Origin of the sequence: Mesorhizobium sp. M4B.F.Ca.ET.089.01.1.1 (genome assembly GCF_004022605.1) — a bacterium.
Lineage (GTDB): Bacteria > Pseudomonadota > Alphaproteobacteria > Rhizobiales > Rhizobiaceae > Mesorhizobium > Mesorhizobium abyssinicae.
This window is the reverse complement of the sequence record NZ_RZOS01000460.1, coordinates 1-4,297: the sequence shown is the minus strand read 5'-3', so window position 1 is coordinate 4,297 and position 4,297 is coordinate 1. Positions and strand designations below refer to the sequence as shown.

At 67.6% G+C, this 4,297-nt stretch carries 4 protein-coding genes; 1 reads left to right on the top strand and 3 read right to left on the bottom strand.

The genetic code is table 11. The features are described from left to right. From EN780_RS28510 to EN780_RS28500, 3 genes are all read right to left on the bottom strand, one after another. The coding region (locus EN780_RS28510) for a chromosome segregation SMC family protein (protein ID WP_133372748.1) at positions 1-1,951 on the bottom strand (1,951 nt) is incomplete at its 3' end. 63 nt (positions 1,952-2,014) lie between these two features. Further along, positions 2,015-2,743, bottom strand: a complete 729-nt coding sequence (locus tag EN780_RS28505) for a DsbA family protein (RefSeq protein ID WP_128275956.1) — start codon at positions 2,741-2,743, stop codon at positions 2,015-2,017. Between the two features lie 141 nt (positions 2,744-2,884). After that, positions 2,885-3,385 (bottom strand): DUF721 domain-containing protein, encoded by a 501-nt coding sequence (locus EN780_RS28500; RefSeq protein ID WP_127284005.1) that lies wholly within the window; start codon positions 3,383-3,385, stop codon positions 2,885-2,887. Between the two features lie 33 nt (positions 3,386-3,418). Here EN780_RS28500 and mutY point away from each other — a divergent pair. Continuing rightward, on the top strand, positions 3,419-4,297 hold an 879-nt coding region (gene mutY / locus EN780_RS28495), incomplete at its 3' end, for an A/G-specific adenine glycosylase (protein WP_128275955.1).

The following is a 4,297-nucleotide window of genomic DNA, read 5'->3' as shown; positions in this document are numbered from 1 at the left end:
GGACGCGGGTGGCCTGCACCGCCTCGGCGTCGAGCTCGGCCAGCCGGTTCTTCTGCGCCAGCCGTTGGGCGGCGGCGGTCGGCGCGTCGGCGCTGGCGGTCAAGCCGTCCCAGCGCCACAGCGCGCCGTCGCGGCTGACCAGCCGCTGGCCGGGCGCGAGCAGCGCCTGGAGGCGACGGCCATCGGCGGCCTCGACAATGCCAATCTGCGCCAGCCGGCGGGCAAGCTGGGACGGCGCTCGCACCACGCTGGCAAGGCTCTTCACGCCTTCGGGCAGCGCGGCGTCGCCCGGCTGGACGGCGCTCTCGCCCCAATGCACGGGGGCGCTGCGGTCGAGCGGCACGTCGAGATCCTCACCGAGGGCGGCGCCAAGGGCGGTCTCGTAGCCGCGCTCGACGCTGAGCTGCTCCAGCACGGAGGGGAAAAGATCGCCACTGGCGGCATTCAGAATCTTGGAAAGGGTGCGGGCTTCGGTCTCGATGCGCTGCAACTCAGCCTTGGCGTCCTGTAGCGGCGGACGGGCGGCGCTTTCGGCGCCACGCGCCTCGGCGACCGCCTGCTCGGCCGCAATGGCGCCGGCCTCGCTCTCTTCCAGCCGCGCCGCGGCATCCTCGACCAGCAGCCGCTTCTCGGCCGGATCGGGCAGGCCGGAAATGCGGGCGACGATGTCGGACAGCTCGCGATCGACCTCGGCGAGCTGGCGGGCAAAGCGGTCGCGACGTTCGGCGGTCTCGCGCAAAGTGCGCTCGATCTGATGGCGCGAGGCGGCGGCTTCGGCTCGCTCCGCGGTCAGCGCGGCTAGCTTTGCCTCGCTCTGCGCGAGCGTCGCGCCGGCCTGTTCGAAGGCGGCTCGGGTGGTGGCCTCGCGCTCGGCGGCGCCGGCGTTCTCGGAGTTGAGCGAGGCTTCCTCGGTGCGAAGGCGCTCGAGGATGTCCGCATTGTCGCGCACCATGCGCTCCTCGCGGGCGATGTCGCCGTCGAGCTGCTGCAGCCGGCGCTCAAGCTCGGCCTGGCGGGAGCGGATGCGGCCGGCCTCTTCCTCGATCTGTGTCTTGGCGATCGACAGGCGCTGGAAGGCGGCGGCCGCGGCAGCCTCGGCGTCGCGCAGGTCCGGCAGCCGGTGGGCGCCGATGCCTTGCTCCCTGGCGGCGGCCATCTGCGCGGCGGCGCGATCGCCGACCAGCGTCGTCGCGGCGGCCAGCGCGGAACGCGCCTCGCCTTCCTGGGTCTTGGCCAGCGTCCAGCGCAGATGCAGGAGGGTCGCCTCGGCCTTGCGGATATCGGCCGACAGGTTCTTGAAGCGCGAGGCCTGGCGCGCCTGGCGCTTCAGGCTGTCGATCTGGCTCTCCAACTCGCCGACGACGTCATCCAGCCGTTCGAGGTTCTGCTCGGCGGCCTTCAGCCTGAGCTCGGCCTCGTGGCGGCGCGTGTGCAGGCCGGAAATGCCGGCCGCCTCTTCGAGCAGCGCCCGACGCGCCTGGGGCTTGGCCTGGATCAGCTCGCCGATGCGGCCTTGCCCGACCATCGAGGGCGAGCGCGCGCCGGTCGACTGGTCGGCGAACAGAAGCTGCACGTCCTTGGCGCGGGCTTCCTTGCCGTTGATGCGATAGAGCGAGCCCGCCTCGCGCTCGATGCGGCGCGACACCTGCAATTCATCGGCGTCGTTGAAGGCTGCGGGCGCGGTACGGTCGGTGTTGTCGAGGAAAAGCGTGACTTCGGCGGTATTGCGGGCCGGCCGCGTGCCCGAGCCGGAAAAGATGACGTCGTCCATGCCGGACGCGCGCATGTTCTTGTAGGAGCTTTCGCCCATCACCCAGCGCAGCGCCTCGACAAGGTTCGACTTGCCGCAGCCGTTCGGCCCGACAATGCCGGTAAGCCCGCGTTCGATGACGAACTCGCCGGGCTCGACGAAGGACTTGAAACCGAGGAGGCGAAGGCGCGAAAATTTCATTCGCGCCGCCCCACACTACAGGCGCGCGCGCCGAAGCCGAGCCGCTTCGGCGCGGCCTGGACGTCAGAGCAGAGGGTCGATGATGGCCGACATTTCCTCAATCGACATCGCCCCTTTGTAGGTCTTTCCATTGATGAAGAAGGTCGGCGTCGAGTCGACCTTGAACTCGTCCGCGCCGCGTTTCTGGACTGCTCTCACATCGTCCAGAAGTTTCTGGTCCGTCAAGCAGGCCTCAAAGGACTCCTGTGTAAAACCGGCGAGCTTGGAGATCTGCAGCAGTGCTTCCTTGGTGTTGTTGACGCCGACCCAGCTGGGCTGCTGCTTGAACAGCACGTCGACCATCGGGAAATAGTTATCCTTGGCGCAACGCGCCAGCATGAAGCCGGCCTCGGCGCTCGGGTCGAAGGGAAATTCACGCAGGATGTAGCGCACCTTGCCGCTGTCGATGTACTTGGTCTTCAACTCAGGGAAGGTGGTTTCGTTGAAGTGCGCGCAATGCGGGCAAGTCATCGAGGCATATTCGACGATGGTGACCTTGGCGTCGTCCTTGCCAAGCTGCTTTTCGGGCAGCGCGCCCGGCTTCAGCAGCTGCGCCATGTCGACCGTGCCCTGCGCTTCCGGCACCTTTACGGCCGCCGGCGTTGCCGGCTTGGCGGGCGTCGACGGGTTGGCGGGCTTCACATCGGCGGCCTTTGCGTCCTCGCCCGAGTCGCTGCATGCGGCGATGAGAGCCACCGCCGGAATGGCGGCCAGCGAGGTCAGAAGGTTTCTGCGAGACAAAGGACGGTTCATGCGAATCACCTGATATCGGTTGGATTTTGCAATGCAAAGGCTAGAAAAGGCGAGAGTTGGCGCGAATTAAGGCATCGCCGTCCCCATTCCAATCGCCAAATTTTGGCGTGCGTTCACGAATACGCGAGATTAGCGACAATCCTATGGTCTTTTCTGCCCCAGAATGGTTGCGCCGAGGCGCTCCAGCGAGGCGCGCAGGCCATCGTCCTCGATCTTGCCGACGGTTCGCGAAAGCTTCGCCTTCTCGGCGTCGTTGAGTTGTCTCGGCGCCGGTTTCGGCCGGGCCTTTTCGGACAGCACCGGCTTCTGCACGATCTTGATGCGGCCAATGGCGTTGAAGCCGAGGAAGGCATTGACGCGACTGATGATTTCGCCTGCCTCGTGCTGCAGGTGGAGCGCCGCCATGCCCTCGCACGCGATGATCAGCAGTGCCGGCTCGAACGGATCGTCCTCATGCAGGCGGCGCGGCCATTGGATCTTTTCCGGGCGAGAGCGGCCGGCTAGCCGGGGCCCGGCGATCTCCTCCCAGGACTGCACCAGCCCGATCGAGATGCCGGCCCGTTTCTTCAGCACTGGATCGAGGATCTCGGTTGCGAGATCGCTCACCGGGACGGGATTGCCGTAGGGCCTTTTCCCTGCCATGTGCGTTCTCCAATCCCCGAGCTCACCCGATCAATGGCATCGCACGACCAGACCCGCAAGGCCGCATCCGGCGAAAGCAGCGAAGCCGTTTCAGTCGCCTCCCGCCTGCTTGACTGGTACGACGCGCATCACCGCGACCTGCCGTGGCGCGTCCCGCCCAAGGCGCTGGCGGGCGGCGCAAGGCCAGACCCCTACCGGGTTTGGCTGTCGGAAGTGATGCTGCAGCAGACCACGGTCGAAGCTGTCAAAGCCTATTTTCGCGCCTTCTTGGAAAAATGGCCTGACGTCGGGGCGCTGGCGGCGGCGCCCGCCGAGGACGTCATGAAGGCCTGGGCCGGGCTCGGCTACTATTCGCGGGCGCGCAACCTCAAGGCCTGCGCCGATCTGGTCGCTCAGCGCGGCGGCCGCTTTCCGGGCACCGAGGCCGGCCTCAGGGAGTTGCCGGGGATCGGCGCCTACACGGCGGCGGCGATCTCGGCCATCGCCTTCGACCGGCCGGCGGCCGTCGTCGACGGCAATGTCGAGCGGGTTGTGTCCAGGCTGAATTCGATCGCGACGCCGCTCAGCGAGGCCAAGCCCGAGATCCGCGCGCTGGTCGAGCGGATGGTTCCGACAAGGCGGCCGGGCGATTTCGCCCAGGCGATGATGGATCTCGGCGCCACGATCTGCACGCCGCGGCGGCCGCGCTGCATGCTGTGCCCGCTGCGCGCGGATTGCAGCGCCATTGTCTCGGGCGATCCCGAGCGCTTCCCCGTCCGCCTGCCCAAGGACGACAAGCCGCTCAGACGGGGTGCGGCCTTCGTGGCCCAGCGCAGTGATGGCGCCATCCTGCTTCGCAAGCGCCCGGAAAAGGGCCTGCTCGGCGGCATGACCGAAGTGCCGACGACGGCGTGGAGCGCAAGGGTGGACGGC

Coding starts and splice junctions, on each gene's coding strand:
- EN780_RS28505 (WP_128275956.1), bottom strand. CDS start 2,743: ATGAACCGTCCTTTGTCTCGCAGAAACCTTCTGACCTCGCTGGCCGCC.
- EN780_RS28500 (WP_127284005.1), bottom strand. CDS start 3,385: ATGGCAGGGAAAAGGCCCTACGGCAATCCCGTCCCGGTGAGCGATCTC.